Source organism: Streptomyces sp. 35G-GA-8 (assembly GCF_023534745.1).
Lineage (GTDB): Bacteria > Actinomycetota > Actinomycetes > Streptomycetales > Streptomycetaceae > Streptomyces.
The window spans coordinates 551,099-567,806 of the sequence record NZ_JAMHJQ010000006.1; the positions used below are offsets into that span (position 1 = coordinate 551,099).

Below are 16,708 nucleotides of genomic sequence, written 5' to 3' on the forward strand. Positions count from 1 at the left end.
GTCCTCACGCCGGGGTACGGCGCGGACCTCCGTCGGCCGCCGTCCGCTTCTCCGGCCGGGTGCGGGAGCCGGCGTACCGGCGGCGCACCGCGCCGGCCAGCGGGACCACCAGTACCGGCAGGACCAGAGCCTGGAGCGCGACCACGAACCAGAAACCCCGCGCCGTCCCCATGTCCTCGGCCGCCCCGTACAGCTGACCGCCCGCCACCCCGCTCGCGAACGCGCCGATACCCGCCGCCAGCCGCTGCCGGCCGAACACCACGGCGGGCGCGGCCGACGAGCGGGCCAGCGCCTCCAGATCGTTCTTGAGGAAGAGCACGATCTCACCCAGGCAGATCAACGCGGCCCCCACGCCGATCCCCGCCCGCCCACCGGCACCGATGACGGCCGTCCCGGCGGCCATCGCGCCGAAACCCACCCGCATCGCGCGCCGGTAGGAGAGCCCGGCGATCCACTCCGACAGCAGGGGCTGCGCGACCACCAGCAGACACGCGTACCCCATCAGCACCCCGCCGTAGAACGACGCCGATGTACGGGGGACCGCGTAGAGCGCCAGATAGTGCTGGAAGAACATGAAGACGTACACACTCAGTACGGTCACCACGAACGGCAGCCCGTCCCGGCCGGAACCCCCGGCCGGGGCGGCGGAATCCTCGTCCTTCGACGGACCGCGCGCGGTGGGCCCGGCGGACGCGGGCGGCAGCAGCGCGTGCCCGAGCCCGACCACCGCGAACAGCACGGTGACTCCGGCGAACAGGGCGCCCGGCGAGGTCAGTACGAACGGCGCCGCAGCCGGCGGCCCCAGCGCGATCCCCGCGTTGAACGCCGAACCGCTCGCGGACAGCAGCCGGGGCCGCTCCGCCTCCGCCGCCCCCTCCACCAGATACGCCTTGTTCGCGGGGAGATACAGCGCCGCCCCGGACGACACCAGGAACAGCGCGCCGATCGCGGCCCACGGACTGTGGAGCCCCGGCACGAACGCGGCGAACCCCGCCGTGCGCACGGCCAGCGCCACCAGCATGGTGGCGCGCAGCCCGATCCGCCGGGCCAGGGCGCCGCCTGCCACACCGCCGGAGAACTGCACCAGCGAGGCGACGGCGAGCACGAACCCGACCGTGCCGAGTCCGAGCCCCAGCCGCTGGTGCAGCAGCACCGACATGTACGGCAGTACGGCGAAGCTGCCCAGGGTGATCAGGAACGAGCCGGCCAGCAGGAACGACCGCGGACCGCCCGGCCGCCATCTCCCGGCGACGCGCTCGTGACCGGCTCCGGCGCCGCTGCCGCCCTTCGTGCCGCTGCCCTGCTCGCCAACGCCCCTCGTACCGCCGTCCCGGCGCGTCGGCCCGCGCTCACTGCCCGCCATCGGCCACCAGGACGGGGCGCACGCGCGCGGCGGCGCTCGCGGCCCGGTGCAGCGCCAGCTCGGCGGTGGCCGCCTCCGCCAGCACCATCCCGGTGCAGCCGCGCTGGTCCGCCACGGTGTGGATCTCGTCCCCCGGCGCCCTGACCGGATACCAGCGCACCGCCCCCGGATAGGCATCCAGCTCATCGAGCCCCCGCCAGCCCGCGAGCGTCCCCGGCCGGTCCGGATAGACGAGCACGAAACCGCAGGCGGCGCCGGAGTGGTCGAGTGGCTGATCCATGAGCCGGGGACGACGCCCGAGCGCGCCCTCGATCATCGCCTCGTACACATTCGTCCGCAGTGACCGGCACAGGGCCTCCCCGACCAGGGCGCCGCCGATTCTCCGGTTGATCTCGACCAGTTCGGGGCCCTGGCCGGTGAGGATGAACTCCACATGGGCGAAGCCGCTGTCATGACCGGCCGTCCGCAGTACACGGCCCACCCACGCCTCGATCTCACCGCGTTCGCCCGGGGGCAGCGCGACGGGAAAGGCGGCGGCCTCCTCCCGTACGGCGATGTCCCGCGAGGTCTGCCGGCTGAGCACCCCCAGCAGCCGGGTCTCCCCGGCCCAGCTCAGCGTCTCCGCGCTGTAGAGCGGCCCGGCGAGGAAGGATTCCGCGAACAGCCCGCCGGCAAGGGACTGCTGGGCCGCCTCGCCGAGCGCGGCGCGCAGCTCCTCCTCGTCCCTGACCACCCAGACGTTACGGGAGGAGGTGCCCGCGGAGTCCTTGAGGACGAGCGGTGGCGTGAGCGCCCGAAGCACCTCGCCCGCGCTGTCCGGATCCGGCGCCACCGGTACGGCGGGGCTCTTGCTCAGCCCCTGGCGGTGCAGCAGTTCACGTACCCGTGACTTGTCGCGGAGCAGCCGTACCGCCTCGGGATCGGGCCCCGGCAGGCCGAACTCGGCCGCGAGACCGGCGGCCGGGACACTCCAGGTGTCCGTGGTGTTGATCAGACCGGCCAGTCCGGGCAGGGTCGCCAGCACCCGCCGGGTCTCGGCCAGGTCGAAGGTGTCGACCTGCACGACCGACAGCGGCGCGTGGTCCGGCAGTGCCTCCAGCTCGTGCCGGTACACCGACAGGTCGCGGGTGAGCAGGGTCAGCCCGTGCCCGGCACCGGCGGCCGCGGTGGCCATCCGGGCCAGTCCGAACGACAGTGACTCCAGCGCGGCGATGGTCACAGCGCGTCCCCCTCCGAACCGACGTCGGCCCCCACGGGCTCCTTGTGCGGGCGTCGCGCCCATTCCATGACCGACCACGGCGGACCGAGGTCGTCGAGGGCGTGGATCCTGCGCGGCCGGAGCGTACGCCGGTCCAGGGCCTCGGTGTGCCGGGCGAACACCCGCTCCACATAGCGGTGTCCGGTGTCCGCGCCGATGACGAGATGCTGTCGCCCGGGATCGCGCTCCGCCTCCCACGAGGCGACCAGATGCGCGGCGCCCGTCGACAGCCCGGCGAAGACGGCGTGTTCGCGCAGCAGCCCCACCGCGCCCGCCATGGCATGCCGGAAGTCCACCCAGTGCATCGTGTCGTACAGCTCGTGCCGGACATTGCCGAACGGGATCGAGCTGCCGATCCCCGCGATGATCGCCTCCGGATCGCTGAAGCGCTCGCTGCCGAACGTCACACTCCCGAAGGGCTGGATGCCCACCAGCCGCACCGCCCGCCCGGAGCCGTTCCCCGGCTCCCGCAGTGCCCGGACCAGACCGCCGGTGGAGGCGCCGGTGCCGACGGCGCCGACGACGGTCAGCGACCGGTCGGGCAGCGCCGCCGTGACCAGCTCGGCGAACTCCCGGTAGCCCGTGTAGTGCACCGCGTCGTGGTACTGCCGCATCCAGTGGTAGTCCGGCCTGCGGGCCAGCAGCTCCCGTACATGGCGCACCCGTCGCTCCTGGTCGAGCCGCAGACTGCGGGACGGGGGCATCTGGTCGACCGTCGCGCCCAGCACCTCCAACTGCGCCCGCATCACCGCGTCGACCGTGGTGGACGCCACGATGTGACACCGCAGTCCGTATCGGTGGCAGGCCATCGCGAGCGCCAGCGCGTAGATGCCGCTCGAACTGTCGATCAGCGTCTGACCGGGCACGATACGGCCCCGCGCGAGCAGCGCCCGGACCGCGCCGAGCGCCGCGTAGACCTTCATCGTCTCGAAGCGCGCGAGTACCACATTGGGGCTCAGCCGGATCAGGTCCGGGGCCTTCATCGCGTCGGTGACATGCTCGTGCACGCGTACGTCCGTCACTTCCGTACCCCCCTGACGATCAGCCGGCGGGAGTGCTGGTCATAGACACCGCCGTCGAAGTCCCCGAAGCACTCGACCTCCGCGAATCCGGCCGCCACGAAGAGATCGTGCAGCTCGGCGGCGCTGTAGAGAAAAGAGGTGAGCGACGCCGTACGGGCCGAGGTGCCGCGTACCAGCGTCCAGTCGGTGCGCAGCCGGCGCCAGCTGTCGAGCACCACATCGCGCTGCACCACATAGGAGCCGTCGGGCAGGTCCACTGCCTGGGGCCGCCCGATCCAGCCGGCCAGCACCTCCTTGCCCATCACATCGACCACGAGCCGGCCGCCGGGGGCGAGGGATTCGCGGGCGTTGCGCAGGACCCGCAGATTGTCGTCGGGATCGTCGAAGTAACCGAAGGAGGTGAAGACGTTCAGCACGGCGTCGAAGGAGCCGGGCTCCACGAAGTCGAGCATGTCGGCCCGCACCAGCCGCACGTCCGCGCCGGCCTCCGCGCAGGCGGCCCGTGCCCGTTCCAGCATGGACGGACTGAGATCGACACCGGTGACGGTGTAGCCGCGCCGCGCCAGCGGCAGCAGGAACAGCCCGGGACCACAGCACAGATCGAGCACCCGGGATCCGGGCGGGAAGTCGAGGAGCGGTGAACTCGCCACGATGTCGGCGGCCTGCTCGGCGCGGCCGGGAGAGAACATCGTGGGCGCGAAGTCGGACCAGAGGGAGTCGTCCTCGTACCACTGCAAACCGGCTGTCCTCCTCCGGAGCCTCACCGGCCCCTGACATGAGCGCTGGTACTCGCTTTCGTGTCAGTAGTCGGCCATCGCGCCCGGCTGGTTCCCGGCGATCGAGGGCACCCGCACAATGGGGCGATGGAGACAGTGGTGTTCATGACGCTTCCCGGGCTGGTCATCGTGCTGACCTTGGTGGCCTTCATCGACCAGTTGCTGCTGCGCGCGGGGCGCGCGGGCCTGCTGCCCTGGCGCAACAGCGCGCGGCAGGGACAGATCTCGGCCACCGGGTTCGAGCAGCTGCACGCGAGTTTCTCGCCGGGCAAGCAGAACGAACTGAAGGAGCGGCAGTCCGCGCTGCTGCTCAGGGACGACGAGGAGGACGGCGCCCCGCCGCACCGGACCACGGTGGATCTGGACGGCGGGACGGCGGTCATACGGATGCCGGACGCGCGGTAGCGGACCCCGGCCGGCGGGTGGGGATCAGCCGCGGGTCGCGGCGGCCAGGGCCGTGCGGAGCGTCGCGGCGTCCGCGCTGCTGCCCGGGTCGTCGGCGTTGATGCCGAGACCCTGCGGGTTCTGCGCGTACGGCACGACATACGCCGGGGTGTCGCGCTGGAAGCGCCAGCTGTCGGCGAGGGTCCCCGCGTCGACGGTGTCGTACCCGAGGAGGTCGAGCAGCCGGGTCGCGGACGCCTTCGCCTCGGGGTCGTCACCGGCGATCGGGAGGGCCGAGCGGTCGGCCGCGCCCGTGGGCCGGGCGAGTGCGGCCAGATGCTTGAAGAAGATGTTGTTGAACGCCTTGATGACCTGGGCGTCCGGCAGATGCCGCTGGAGGAGTTCGCTGGTGGTGGTCTCCTCCGCGTCCAGCTCGGCGATCCGCCCGTCGCGCTCGGGGTAGTAGTTGTTGGTGTCGAGAACGACCTTCCCCGCCAGGGGTGCCACCGGCACCTGGCGGTAGTTCTTCAGCGGGACGGTCACCACGACCCAGTCCCCGGCCGCCGCGGCCTCGGCGGGCGTCGCGGCCCGCGCCCGCGGTCCCAGCTCCGCCACCAGCTCGGCCAGGGTCTGAGGCCCGCGTGAGTTGCTGAGGACCACATCCAGCCCGGCCGCGACGCCGAGCCTCGCGAGGGTGCTGCCGATGTGTCCACTGCCGATCAGTCCAAGAGTGCTCATGCCGATCCCAGCCGGACAGCCGGCCGCGGTATTCCCGCCCGTCCGCGACCGGCCACTTCTGGCTCAGCAGTTCTTGTGGTCGTACCGAGTCGAGTCGTACGCACGGGCGTCAGTCGCTCAGGCGCTCCCCGGCCGGCCGATCCTCGCCGGGCGCCCAAGCGGGGCTCAGACGCAGGTACTTGATGACACGGCGATGGTGTGTGAAGGCGATGTGCAGCGTCCCGTCGGGGGACCGGGCGATCGACGGATAGGACAGTTCGCGGTTGAGGCCGTCACGGGAGTTGTTGGTGAGGCAGTAGCCGTCGCCCGTCTCCAGATCGTGGCGCACCGGCCAGGAACGGCCGCCGTCCGACGAGAAGGAGAGGGTGATCGGGGCGCGCGGAGCGCCCCAGAAGGCGGTGTCGGCCGAGAACGAGGGCGTGGTGCCGGCTGCGGTGCCGCCCGCGGGCGCGGCGTCGCTCACACCGTCGTCGTCGATCTCGTCGTACAGCGAGACCCGCCGTTCGGTGGCATCGGCGGCGCTGCTGTGATTGTGCACGAGGGCGAGGCGGCCGTCGTCCAGCGGGAGGTACTGGAGCGAGGAGTTGTTGTTGGGGACGGCCAGCGGCTCCGGCGCCGTCCAGGTCTCCCCGTCGTCCTCCGACCGGCAGCGGTACACATGATCCGCCCGCCGGCTGCGGAACAGCGCGAGCGCCGAACCGTCCGGCAGCGCGTGGATGTTCATGTGCACCAGTCCGGTGGAGCCGGGCACCGGCCGTTCGTCCCAGGTCGCGCCCGCGTCGTCGCTGACCATGACCGAGCTGGTGTCCCGGCCGCCCGTCCACCGCTCGCCCGGCGTGCTGACACAGCGGAACACAGGCAACAGCCAGCGCCCCGAGGGCAGTACGGCCACCGGCTGCCGTACGAAGACCCCGCCGCCGGACGTGGCGGGGAACAGGACCCGCGAGGGGCCCCAGGTCACGCCGTTGTCCCGGCTGATCCGCCGCCGTACCTCCGCCGTGTCCTGGTGGCCCGCCCGCTGCGCGGTGTGCAGCAGCCACAGCTCGCCGGAGGGCGCCGGGAACAGTACGGGGTTCTGCTCGGAGCTGGTGGCGTCGTCGGAGAGCCGGACCGGCGCGGACCAGCCCCCGGCCTCCGGGGTGAGCCGGGAGAACCAGACGGAGATGTCCGCGACGCCCTCCTGCGTACCGGCGAACCAGACGCAGCCCAGATCCCCGCCGGGCAGCACGGTCAGATTCGCGGCGTGGTTCTGCGCGGCGGGCGCGGCCAACGAGGCTTCGGTACGGCCCGGTTCGCCGGGACGCGGGCGCAGGACACCGTCGGCGACCGGGTTCGTCATGGTCACCGGGCCTCTCCGGTGCCACGGGCGGCGGCGAGGTGGCTGCCCGCGATCTGCTCCAGATGCGTCAGATCACTGGAGACGGTGGCGAAGGTGAAGCCCTCCGCCAGCCGCCGCGCCGCACTGGCGCCGTCGGCATTGTGGATACCGGCGGCGATTCCGGCGGCGGCCGCCGTCTCGCGTACGGTGACGAGCGCGGCCTCGAACCGGTCGGCGACGGCGGGGTCGGTGGAGGTGGCGCCCCCGAGGGCGATCCGCAGATCGGACGGGCCGACATAGACACCGTCGAGTCCGTCGGTCGCGCAGATCTCCGCGACATTGGCGAGGCCGTCCGCCGTCTCGATCATCGCGAGCACGACGGTCTGCTCATGCGCCTCGGCCGGGTCGGGCCCGATCCGCAGCCCGGAGCGCATCGGGCCGTAGGAGCGGCGGCCGAGCGGCGGGTAGCGTACGGCGGCCACCGCGTCGGCGGCGTCCTGGGCGGTGTCGATGAGCGGGACGATGACCCCGGCCGCCCCCGCGTCCAGCGCGCGGCCGATCGGTGCCGGGTCATTGGCCTCGGTGCGCACCAGACCGACGGCGGTGCTCCCCTTGGTGTCGATGGCGGTGAGGGAGGCGAGCAGCCCCGTGTACTCGATCAGGCCGTGCTGGGCGTCCAGCGCCACATAGTCGTAGCCGAGTCGTGCGATGCGCTCGGTGGAGACGGGGGAGTCGAGGACGGACCAGTAGCCGATGAGCTGTTCGCGGGCGCGCAGGGCGGTGGCGAAGGCGGCGGGCGTACCGGACGGGGGGCGGGTCATGGAAGTCCCTTCGAGGTGGGGCGGGATGCCGGTCCAGCGGTGGGCCGGGTCAGGGGTGCGGGGGCCGGGCGGGGCGGGCCCGGACCGGGCCGGGCCGGCCGGGGTCAGCGGTTGTACGCGGGCATCGGGCCCCGCAGTCGGGCGCCGACCTCGTCGCAGGCGGCGCTCACGCCGGCGGGCAGCGGACCGGCCTGCGCGGCGGCGATATTGGCCCGCAGCTGCTCGGTGCGTGAGCCGCCGAGCAGCAGGGCGTCGGTGGAGGGCCGGTCGAGCAGCCAGCGCAGTGCCAGTTCGGTCAGGGGGATCCCGGCCTCCTGGGCGATCCCGGTGAGCTGACCGACCGCGGCGAACAGCCGCTCGTCCCAGTAGCGCTGCCGGTACATCGCGGCCAGCTTGGAGTCCCCGAACCGGCCTGATCCCGGGGTCTGACCGAACGTATGACGCCCCGTCAGGAGGCCACCGCCGAGCGGGTTGTAGACCATGGTGCGCAGCCCCGTGACGGCCGCGTACTCCACGTACTCCTCCTCCAGCCGGCGCGCGAGCAGATTGTGCAGCTGCTGGGCGACCACGGGGCGGGGCGCACCCACGTCGCCCGCCGTACGGACGAGTTCGGCGATCTGCCAGGCCGCGTGGTTCGAGACCCCCAGCGCGAGGATCTTGCCCTCGGCGACGAACTCGGCGACGGCCGCGAGGGTTTCCGCGAGCGGTGTGGCGCGGTCCGGCTGGTGCAGATAGAAGAGATCGACCCGGTCGGTGCCCAGCCGCGTGAGGCTGCCCTCCAGCGCGGCGCGCATCCCGGCGGCGGAGAGCGGGGCGTGCTCGCCCTGGTCGGGGTGGGGGATCCCGGCCTTGGTGGCCAGCACGATCCGGTCGCGACGGCCCGGCAGCAGCCCGGCGAGGATACGTTCGCTCTCGCCGCCCGCGTAGCCGTTGGCGGTGTCGACCCCGGTGATGCCCGCGTCGAGCGCGGTGTCGAGCATGGCGGCGGCGCCCGCGCGGTCGACGGTGTCGCCGAAGGTCATGGTGCCCAGGACGAGCCGGGACAGCGGGACGGGGAGCTGCGGCAGCGAGATGCCGGTGGTCACGGGCGGGTGCCTTCCGATGCGTGGGTGGCCTGGTGGCCGACTGTCCGGGTGGCCGAGCCGGTCGCGCCGCTGTCGGCCGCGGCGCTGAGCAGCCCCCGGGGCTTCACGCCCCGGATCGCCGTGGGGTCGAGGGCGGCGCGGCGCAGCGCCCGGGTGTAGGGCTCGGCCGGTGCGGCGAGCACGGCGCCGGTCGGGCCGCTCTCGACGATCCGGCCCGCGTTCATCACCAGCACATCGGTGCTGATCTCGCGCACCACCCCGAGGTTGTGCGCGATGACGAGATAGGCGATACCGGTCTCGGCCTGGAGTTCGCGCAGCAGCTCAAGCACCTGAGCCTGTACGGAGACATCGAGCGCGGAGGTCGCCTCGTCGCACACCAGCAGCTCCGGCCGGGACGCGAGCGCGCGGGCGATCCCGATGCGCTGACGCTGGCCCCCGGAGAACTCGGGCGGCCGGCGGTGCAGGGCGGTGGCCGGCAGTCCGACACGGTCGATCAGCTCGGCCGCGCGCCGCGCGCGCTCCGCCCTGTCGCCGACACCCGAGAGGCGCAGTGGCTCGGCCACGATCTGCTGGGCGGTCAGATGCGGGTCGAGTGAACCGTACGGGTCCTGGAAGACCATCTGCACGCGCCGCCGCAGCGGACGCAGCCGTCGCTCGGGCAGCCCGGCGATATCCGTACCGTCGAGGACGATCCGGCCCGAGGCGGGCTTCAGCAGCCGTACGAGGGCGCGCGCGAGGGTGGACTTGCCGCACCCCGACTCGCCGACGACCGCGAGCGAGGCACCGCGCTCCAGCCGGAAGCTCACCCGGTCGACCGCGCGGAACGGGCCCCGGGCGGTGGGATATTCGACCACGAGGTCCTCGACGCTCAGAAACGGACCGGCGCCGGTGGTCCGGGCGGGAGTCATGTCCGCGCTCCCGACGTCGCGGCCGGCGCGGGGCAGTCCTCGTCCCAGGCACCGAGCCGGGGCACGGCGGCGAGCAGTTCGCGGGTGTACGGCGCGGCCGGCCGGTCCACGATCTGCGCGGCGGATCCCGACTCCACGAATCTGCCCTCCCTCATGACATGGATACGGTCGGAGACGACCCGGGCCACCCCCAGATCATGCGTGATCATCAGCATCCCGAGGGACTCCTGTTCCTGTAGTTCCATCAGCAGATCGAGAACGCTCGCCTGCACCGTGGCGTCCAGCGCGGAGGTGGGCTCGTCGGCGATCAGCAGCTCCGGTTCCCCGGCGAGCGCGACGGCGATCAGCATGCGTTGCAGCATGCCGCCGGAGAACTGGTGCGGATACGCCTTCCAGCGTGTCTCCGGCCGGGGGATACGGACCTGGGTCAGCAGATCCGTGCCCCGCTCCCGGATCGCGGCGCGGGACAGTCCGGGGTGCCGCAGCCGCAGCGCGTCGCCGAGCTGCCGGCCGATCGTATGGACCGGGCTGAGGGCCGTCATCGGGTCCTGGGGGATCAGCGAGACGGTACGTCCGCGCACGTCGCGGGCCGCGTTCGGGTCGGCGAGGACATCGCGTCCGGCGATCCGGACGCTGCCCGACAGCACCGCCAGCCCCTCGGGCAGCAGCCGCAGCACGCCCATGGCGGTGGTGGACTTGCCGGATCCGGACTCGCCGATGAGGGTCACGGTCTCGCCCCGGCCGACGGTGAAGCTCACCCCGTCCACGGCGCGGACCACTCCGTGCGCGGTGATGAGCTCGATCCCCAGATCCTCGACGTCCAGCAAGGGACCATCCGTCGGCAGAGCGGCTTTCGGCGGAACATCTGTCATGGCTCAGGCTCCCTTCTTGAAGCGCGCGGCGCGCGTGCCACGCGGCACACGCGCCCCGCGCGGCGCCTTCGTCGTGGGCGTACGGTCGCGCAGCCCGTCGCCGAGCAGGTTGACGCCGACCACCAGCAGGGCGATGACCAGACCCGGCAGGGTGACCAGCCACCAGGAGGTGGTGATGTAGTCCTGGCCGTCGGAGATGATCCGGCCCCAGGTCGCGAACGGCCGCTGCGGCCCCGCGCCGAGGAAGCTCAGCGCGCTCTCCAGCAGGACGGCCTGGGCGAGCAGCAGCAGGACCACCAGGCTCGCCGGACGGATGACATTGGGGACGACATGCCGGCCGAGGACCGACCAGCCGCGCAAGCCGAGGACCCGGGCCGCGGCGACATACGGTTTCTCCCGTTCCACGAGCACGAGGGAGCGGGTGAGCCGCGCGACCTCGGGCCACTGCGCGACCGCGATCACACAGGTGATGACGGTGACGGACGGACCGAACAGGGCGACCACGAGCAGCAGCATCATCAGCAGGGGCAGCGCGAGCTGGGCCTCCAGCAGCCGGGAGACGACCGCGTCGACCCAGCCGCCGAAGAATCCGGCCGCGGAGCCCGCCGCGATACCGATCAGTCCCGAGACGAGGACGGCGAGGATGCCGACCGTGAGCGACACCTGCCCGCCGTGCAGCACACGGGAGAGCAGATCGCGGCCGAGCTGGTCGGTGCCGAACAGATGCCCTTCGCTGAGCGGGGGCAGCCGGCGCCGGGACAGATCCTGTGCGTCGGCGCCGGGCAGCGGCAGCAGACCCGCCAGGGCGACCGGCAGTACCACGAGCGCGGTGCAGACGGCCCCCGCCCACAGTTTGAAGCGGGCGCCACGCCGCTGCCGGGTGGCGGTGGCACGGGCGAGATCGCGGGCGGTGACGGCGCTCGGCCGGGTGCCGGAGGTGGCCGCGCCGGCGGGCGCGGCGCCCGGGGAAGCGGCGGTACGCGGGGCGGTGGTCATGTCTCAGGCCGCCTTTCCGAGGCGCACCCGCGGATCGAGCAGCGGGTAGGCGAGGTCGACGAGGAGTTGGACGAGGATCGCGAGGGTCGCGGTGACCAGCACGGTGGCCTGGATCAGCGGATAGTCCCGGGTCTCCAGCGCACGGACGACGAGCGAGCCGACGCCGGGCCAGCCGAAGACGACCTCGACCACGACCACGCCGTTGAGCAGCGCAGCGAACCGGGTACCGATGGCGGTGAGCAGCGGCACCGCCGAGTTGGCGAGGGCGTAGCGCCAGGTGAGGGCGCGCTCGGAGAAGCCGCGCGAGCGGGCGACGGTGAGATAGGGGGAGCCGAGCGCCGTGGTCATCTCGCGGCGTACCAGCCGTGAGATCAGGGCGAGTTGCAGGATGGCGACGGTGACCGTCGGCAGGACGAGACCGCTCCAGGAGGTGAATCCGGAGGCGGGCAGCACGGGAAGGAGCACCGCGAAGACGGTCAGCAGCATCACACCGGTCCAGAAGTCGGGCATGGACTGCCCGGTGATGGTCAGCACGTTCGCGCCCAGCTCACGCTTCGAGTCGGCGCGGCGCGCCATCCACACGCCCAGTGGTACGGCCACCACGGCGGTGACGGTGATCGCGGAGACGGCCAGCGTGATGGTGTACGGCATCCGGTCGAGGACCACGTCGAGGGCCGGGGCGTGGAAGGAGTAGCTGGTGCCGAGGTCTCCGGTGAGCAGATCGCGCAGGAAGATGCCGTACTGCGTGAGCAGCGGCTGGTCCAGGCCGAACTGGGCGCGGATACGGGCGAGGTCGGCGGTGGTCGCGGTGGGGCCCGCGTAGGCGGCGGCCGGGTCGCCGGGGGCGAGACGTACCAGCAGGAAGACGGTGGTCAGGGTGAGGAAGACGGTCAGCAGGCTCTGGCCGAGCCGTTTGGCGAGATACGTCGGCACGGCTCAGCCCTCCAGCCGTACGGCGGACAGGTCATAGGAGTTGATCGGGAGCAGCGACATGCCCCGGACGCGGGTCCTGCGGGCGAGCAGTGTCTTGGGCGCGAAGGCCCACAGGCTGGGCCAGGTGTCCCAGATGGCCTGCTGCACCGCGGCCAGCCGCTTGGTGCGCTCGGCGTCGTCCACCTCGGTGGAGGCGGCGGTGAGCTGCCGCTCCACGTGCGGGATCACGTACCCCATGAAGGCGTCGCGGGTACGTTCCTTCGCCGCCGTGCCCCCGTACATGCCCTGGAGTGTGGTGAGGGCCTGGCCGGTGGGGCTGCCGTAGCCGTTGCCGATGACATCCCAGTCGCCGGCCCGGCCCTGACGCCAGGTGAGGATGTCGCCGCCCGGCTCGAACTGCTGGAGCGAGGCGCGCACACCGACCGCCTTGAGCATGTCCAGGACGGCTTCCATCACGGAGGTGTCGGCGGCGAACTCCCCCGACTCCCAGATGATCCTGATCCGCAGATCCGTCGCGCCCAGCGATCTCAGCAGCGCGCGTGCCTTGCCGGGGTCGTACGCGTACGAGCCGGTGCGTACCGCGCCTTCGAGGGCGAGCGGCACCACACCGCCGGCCTCCTCGGCGGAGCCGTTGAGCACGTCGTCGACCAGCGCGTCGCCGTCGATGGCGTAGGTCAGCGCGCGCCGCACCCGGGGATCGGCGAGCGGAGTGCCCTCGGGCTTGCGGAAGTTGTAGAAGAGCTGGCACATCCGGACGCCCGAGGTCTCCTCGACCTGGACGCCGGGCAGGCCGGTGAGCTGCTCGGCGGAGTCCGGGGTGAGTGTGTCGACGACATCGAGTTCACCGCTGCGCAGCGCGACCACCCGGCTGGACTCCTCCGGTACGAACCGGACCCGTACGGTCTCGATCCGCGGCCGGGCGCCCCAGTAGGCGGGATTGCGTCCGAGCGTGTACTCACCGGCGCCCGCGTTGGCCTTGAGGACGCGGTACGGCCCGGAGCCGAGACCGCTCCGCAGCTCCTCGGGCAGGTTCGCGGCGGCGGGGGTGATGTGGATGCTGGCCATCAGCCGGTCGAGCACCGGCACGGGCTCGCGGGTGTGCAGCAGGAAGGTGCGGGGGCCGGTCTTCTCGACGGTGGGCAGTTCGGGGAAGAGCCCGAGCAGGAAGGAGCCGTTGACCTTTCCGTACATCCGGAGAGCCGTGGCGACGTCCTCGACGGTGACGGGGCTGCCGTCGGAGTAGCACACCCCGTCGCGCAGCCGCACGCTCCATGCGGTGGGCTCGGCCATCTCGAACCGGTCGGCGAGGATCAGCCGCGGCTTCATCCCGGGCCCGATACGGGTGAGCGCCTGCCGTACCGCGCGCTGCACGGTGACCGCGGCGTCGAACTGGTTGAGCTTGTTGTCCAGGCTCACCAGGGAGCGGTTCAGACCGAGGGTGAGGGTGCCGGGGCCGGGGGCCCCGGTCGGGCCCGCGCAGGCGGCCAGCGGGCCGAGGGCCACGCCCGCGCCACCGGCGGCGCCCCAGCGCAGCAGGGTGCGGCGGCCGAAGCCCTCACGTGCGGGCTCGGGCGAGGACTCACGCGGGGGAGCGTCGGGAGGAGCGCTGTGAGGAGTAGGGGTCATCGTCGACCTTCTCGGGTGCTGGGAGGCGACCGGCTCAAGCTGTCGGTGCCGGGCCCGGCGGACATCGGGGCGTGGTTCCCGGAGTCCGGTCTGTCCGGCGGCGACAGGTGTCGCGCCGCAAAAGGTGGCACGGTTGCGTGTTTCGCGCAAGGGGTCTCGCGCACTTCGCGCAACGTATGTCATCATCAGGCACCGAGGCAGCCTGTCCGGGCCGCCCGGAGGAGGTATCCGTGGTCTTCAACCCCCGAGGCGGGCGTGAACCGTGCCGCGTGCTCGCCCTCGCGGACGATCTGTCCGGCGCCGCCGAGACCGCGGCGGCGCTGCGCCTCCCCGGCCGGATCGACCTGGGGCCGGTGCCCGTGGCCCTCCCCGCCGAAGGGGAGGGGCTGGTCCTCGATCTCGATACGCGCCAGCTGCCCGCCGACGAGGCCGCCCGTATCGTGCGCGAGGCCGTGCGCGGCGCCTCGGCCGGCACCGTCCTCATCAAGAAGACGGACTCCCTGCTGCGCGGCAACCTCGCCGCCGAGGCCGCCGCCTACGCGGAGGGCGCGGACGGACTCGTGATCGCCCCCGCCCTGCCGGTGGCCGGGCGCACCGTCCGCGACGGCGTCGTCCAGCTGCGCGGCACCCCGCTGCACGCCACCGACGCGTGGCGGGCCGAGTCGCTGTCCGCACCGACCTCGGTGGCCGCCGCCCTCGGCGGCCTGCGGACGGCCCTCGTACCGCTGGACGCCGTACGCTCCTCCCACCGGGAACTCACCGGCCGGCTCCGCGACCTCGTGGCGGCCGGGCTGCGGCCCGTCTGTGACGCCGAGACGGACACGGACCTCGACGCGGTGATCGCCGCCGCGCTTCCGCTCGGACCGGGCGTACGGCTCATGGGCACCGGCGGACTCGCCGCCGCGCTCGGCCGGGTGCTCGGCGGCGCTGACATACCGTCACCGCGCGGCCCTCTTCGGCCGCATCGTCCGCTGCTCGTCGTGGTCGGCACCGCGGAACCCACCGCCATTGCGCAGATCGCGCAACTCACCGCGGCCGGGGCCCGGTACACCGCACTTCCGGCCGCTTTGCTCGCCGAGCCGGGCCCGCCGCTCGCCTTTCCCGTCGACGCGGACGGCATGACGGTCGTCAGCGTCGACAACTCGCCCGGCATCCTCGCCGGTTCGGCCCGTCGCGTGGTGGCGGGGCTCGCCCGTGCCGTCGCCGCCGTGCCCCACCCCGTCGATCTCGTCCTCACCGGGGGCGAGACCGCGCGGCGCGTCCTGGACGCGCTCGGTGTCACCCGGCTCCACCCGGTGGGGCAGATCCACCACGGAGCCGTGCACTGCCGCACCGACGACGGCCGCTCCGTCGTCACCCGCCCCGGAAGCTACGGCGACACCGGGTCCCTGCTGCGGATCGCCCACGCCCTGCGGCCGGGTCACCCCGCCGCGGCGGGCGATCAGCACGCCGTACCGGGCGGGGCGTCCGCCGCGCCCGTCCCCCCACCGTCCGTGTCATCCGCACCACAAGGAGAAGTCCAGTGAACGCAGCCCCGACGACCGCCCCCGTGGAGGCCACCGTGCGGACGGAGACGGCCGGTGCGCCGCTCCCGGTCATCGCGGTCACCATGGGAGACGGCGCCGGCATCGGCCCCGAGGTGATCGTCCCCGCGCTGCTCCACGCCGACACCGCTCGCCGCTGCCGCCCCGTTGTCATCGGCGATGCCGAACGCCTGCGCCAGGCGGCCCGGATCCTCGGTGTCACCTGCGAGATAGTCTCCGTCGAGACCCCGGCCGACGCCGTGTTCGGCCCCGGACGTATCCATGTCATCGATCTCGGACTGCTCCCCGCCGATCTGCCCTGGGGCCGGCTGTCCGCCGTCGCGGGGGACGCCGCGTACCAGTACGTACGGGTCGCCGCCGAACTCGCCCTGCGCGGTGACGTCCAGGGCATCTGCACCGCCCCCCTCAACAAGGAGGCCCTGCACGCGGGCGGCCATCTCTACCCCGGACACACCGAACTCCTCGCTCATCTCACCGGGGTCGAGGAGGTGTCGATGATGCTGTCCACCCCCAAGGTGAAGGTCATTCATGTCACCACCCACATCGGGCTGATCGACGCCGTACGCCGGATCGAACCCGGACTCGTCGAGCGGACCGTGCGCCGTGGCCACGAGGCGATGGTGCGGGCCGGTGTCGCGAAGCCCGTCATCGGGGTCTGCGGCATCAACCCGCATGCGGGCGAGAACGGCCTGTTCGGCTACGGCGAGGAGGAGGAGAAGATCGTCCCGGCCATCGAGGTGCTGCGCGCCGACGGCATCGACGCCGTCGGACCGCTCCCCGCCGACACCGCCTTCTTCCTCGCCTCGCGCGGCGACTACGACCTGATCGTCGCGATGTACCACGACCAGGGCCACGGCCCCGTCAAGGTCATGGGCATCGAGGCCGGTGTCAACCTGACCGTGGGACTGCCGGTCATCCGTACCTCCGTCGACCACGGCACCGCCTTCGACATCGCGGGTACCGGCCGAGCCGAGGCCGGTAGCATGGTCGAGGCGCTGCGCCAGGCCGCCGAGATGTCCACCACTCCGGCCCGTTGACCCCCGATCGTCCGCACCGGAGGACAG

General features: G+C 72.7%; 16 protein-coding genes. 3 read left to right on the forward strand and 13 right to left on the reverse strand.

Annotated elements, in window-relative coordinates:
- Positions 1 to 4 precede the first annotated feature (4 nt).
- Genes M1203_RS16635 through M1203_RS16650 form a run of 4 tightly spaced genes read right to left on the reverse strand, consistent with a single transcriptional unit; the run spans position 5 to position 4,380 of the window.
- The gene (locus M1203_RS16635) at positions 5 to 1,363 is read right to left on the reverse strand and encodes an MFS transporter (protein ID WP_249950473.1); all 1,359 of its coding nucleotides are present in this window, start codon (positions 1,361 to 1,363) and stop codon (positions 5 to 7) included.
- On the reverse strand, positions 1,350 to 2,582 hold the full coding sequence (locus M1203_RS16640) for an ATP-grasp domain-containing protein (protein WP_249950474.1): 1,233 nt from the start codon (positions 2,580 to 2,582) through the stop codon (positions 1,350 to 1,352). Before M1203_RS16640 ends, M1203_RS16635 begins: the two co-directional genes overlap by 14 nt.
- A complete protein-coding gene (locus tag M1203_RS16645) occupies positions 2,579 to 3,604 on the reverse strand; it encodes a pyridoxal-phosphate dependent enzyme (RefSeq protein WP_249950532.1) in 1,026 nt (341 codons plus the stop codon). Before M1203_RS16645 ends, M1203_RS16640 begins: the two co-directional genes overlap by 4 nt.
- Positions 3,605 to 3,639: 35 nt before the next feature.
- A complete protein-coding gene (locus M1203_RS16650) occupies positions 3,640 to 4,380 on the reverse strand; it encodes a class I SAM-dependent methyltransferase (RefSeq protein ID WP_249950475.1) in 741 nt (246 codons plus the stop codon).
- Positions 4,381 to 4,506: 126 nt separating this feature from the next.
- On the opposite strand from M1203_RS16650, the gene M1203_RS16655 reads away from it, so the two are divergent.
- The gene (locus tag M1203_RS16655; RefSeq protein ID WP_249950476.1) at positions 4,507 to 4,824 is read left to right on the forward strand and encodes a DUF6191 domain-containing protein; all 318 of its coding nucleotides are present in this window, start codon (positions 4,507 to 4,509) and stop codon (positions 4,822 to 4,824) included.
- Between the two features lie 24 nt (positions 4,825 to 4,848).
- Here the strand turns inward: M1203_RS16655 and M1203_RS16660 are convergent, their stop codons facing one another.
- The 9 genes from M1203_RS16660 to M1203_RS16700 form a co-directional block, all read right to left on the reverse strand.
- The gene (locus tag M1203_RS16660) at positions 4,849 to 5,541 is read right to left on the reverse strand and encodes an NADPH-dependent F420 reductase (RefSeq protein ID WP_249950477.1); all 693 of its coding nucleotides are present in this window, start codon (positions 5,539 to 5,541) and stop codon (positions 4,849 to 4,851) included.
- Positions 5,542 to 5,650: 109 nt separating this feature from the next.
- On the reverse strand, positions 5,651 to 6,880 hold the full coding sequence (locus tag M1203_RS16665) for an exo-alpha-sialidase (protein ID WP_249950533.1): 1,230 nt from the start codon (positions 6,878 to 6,880) through the stop codon (positions 5,651 to 5,653).
- A 2-nt stretch (positions 6,881 to 6,882) separates the two neighbouring features.
- Positions 6,883 to 7,680 (reverse strand): HpcH/HpaI aldolase/citrate lyase family protein, encoded by a 798-nt coding sequence (locus M1203_RS16670; protein WP_249950478.1) that lies wholly within the window; start codon positions 7,678 to 7,680, stop codon positions 6,883 to 6,885.
- A 104-nt stretch (positions 7,681 to 7,784) separates the two neighbouring features.
- The gene (locus M1203_RS16675) at positions 7,785 to 8,765 is read right to left on the reverse strand and encodes an aldo/keto reductase (RefSeq protein ID WP_249950479.1); all 981 of its coding nucleotides are present in this window, start codon (positions 8,763 to 8,765) and stop codon (positions 7,785 to 7,787) included.
- Positions 8,762 to 9,673 carry an ABC transporter ATP-binding protein gene (locus tag M1203_RS16680; protein ID WP_249950480.1) on the reverse strand — a complete coding sequence of 304 codons (912 nt, stop codon included), beginning with the start codon at positions 9,671 to 9,673 and terminating at the stop codon, positions 8,762 to 8,764. The genes M1203_RS16675 and M1203_RS16680 overlap by 4 nt, the downstream gene beginning before the upstream one ends.
- Positions 9,670 to 10,545, reverse strand: a complete 876-nt coding sequence (locus M1203_RS16685) for an ABC transporter ATP-binding protein (protein ID WP_249950481.1) — start codon at positions 10,543 to 10,545, stop codon at positions 9,670 to 9,672. Before M1203_RS16685 ends, M1203_RS16680 begins: the two co-directional genes overlap by 4 nt.
- Positions 10,546 to 10,548: 3 nt before the next feature.
- Positions 10,549 to 11,541 (reverse strand): ABC transporter permease, encoded by a 993-nt coding sequence (locus tag M1203_RS16690; protein ID WP_249950482.1) that lies wholly within the window; start codon positions 11,539 to 11,541, stop codon positions 10,549 to 10,551.
- Between the two features lie 3 nt (positions 11,542 to 11,544).
- Positions 11,545 to 12,474 carry an ABC transporter permease gene (locus M1203_RS16695; RefSeq protein WP_249950483.1) on the reverse strand — a complete coding sequence of 310 codons (930 nt, stop codon included), beginning with the start codon at positions 12,472 to 12,474 and terminating at the stop codon, positions 11,545 to 11,547.
- Between the two features lie 3 nt (positions 12,475 to 12,477).
- Positions 12,478 to 14,100 carry an ABC transporter substrate-binding protein gene (locus M1203_RS16700; protein WP_249950484.1) on the reverse strand — a complete coding sequence of 541 codons (1,623 nt, stop codon included), beginning with the start codon at positions 14,098 to 14,100 and terminating at the stop codon, positions 12,478 to 12,480.
- A 230-nt stretch (positions 14,101 to 14,330) separates the two neighbouring features.
- Here M1203_RS16700 and M1203_RS16705 point away from each other — a divergent pair, with 230 nt between their 5' ends.
- Both M1203_RS16705 and pdxA read left to right on the forward strand, forming a co-directional pair.
- Complete coding sequence (locus tag M1203_RS16705; protein WP_249950485.1) at positions 14,331 to 15,626, forward strand: four-carbon acid sugar kinase family protein; 1,296 nt, start codon at positions 14,331 to 14,333, stop codon at positions 15,624 to 15,626.
- Positions 15,627 to 15,709: 83 nt separating this feature from the next.
- Positions 15,710 to 16,681 carry a 4-hydroxythreonine-4-phosphate dehydrogenase PdxA gene (gene pdxA, locus M1203_RS16710; protein ID WP_283958698.1) on the forward strand — a complete coding sequence of 324 codons (972 nt, stop codon included), beginning with the start codon at positions 15,710 to 15,712 and terminating at the stop codon, positions 16,679 to 16,681.
- Positions 16,682 to 16,708: the final 27 nt, after the last annotated feature.